This window comes from Microbacterium sp. Leaf351 (assembly GCF_001423825.1).
GTDB lineage: Bacteria > Actinomycetota > Actinomycetes > Actinomycetales > Microbacteriaceae > Microbacterium > Microbacterium ginsengisoli.
This window is the reverse complement of the sequence record NZ_LMPK01000007.1, coordinates 45,115-45,598: the sequence shown is the minus strand read 5'-3', so window position 1 is coordinate 45,598 and position 484 is coordinate 45,115. Positions and strand designations below refer to the sequence as shown.

Sequence of the window (484 nt, the reverse complement as noted above, 5' to 3'; positions counted from 1 at the left end):
CCCCCGCGCACGCCGTGCACGCGGTCTGATCGCGCTCAGCCGCGATCATCGGATGCCGCGTCCCGCGCGCCTTGCGCGTCGGGGCGACGGTCGCCGCGCTCGCCGTGGCCGTGGTGCCCCGCGTGGGCGGCGCACTCGCCGCGGCCGAGGTCCTCGCCGAACCGGCGGTGTGCGCCGGGGCCGAACCCGCGGTGGCGGTTGCCGCCCGCGAACGGGCGGAAGCCGCGGCCGCGACCGAACGGCGGGAATCCGGCGCGGGGGCCGAAGCCGTGCGGGGCGTCCGAGTCGGCGCCGGGGCCGAACCCGGGGCCGAAGCGGTGGCCGCGCGGGCCGCCGTGGTGGCCGAACTCGCCGGGCCGCGGCATCCCGTAGGAGTCGTCCCAGCCGAGCTCGCGGGCGATCGCCTCGAGTGTGCGCGAGGTGGTGGCGAGGTCGTCGGCGCTGGCCGCCGCCTCGACGCGCTCGCGGAATTCGCGGGGCGAGT

1 pseudogene is annotated in these 484 nt (G+C 79.8%); it reads right to left on the bottom strand.

The window, feature by feature from the left end:
- Window positions 1-35 precede the first annotated feature (35 nt).
- Window positions 36-484, bottom strand: a pseudogene (locus ASG00_RS16595) (hypothetical protein); the annotation flags it as partial.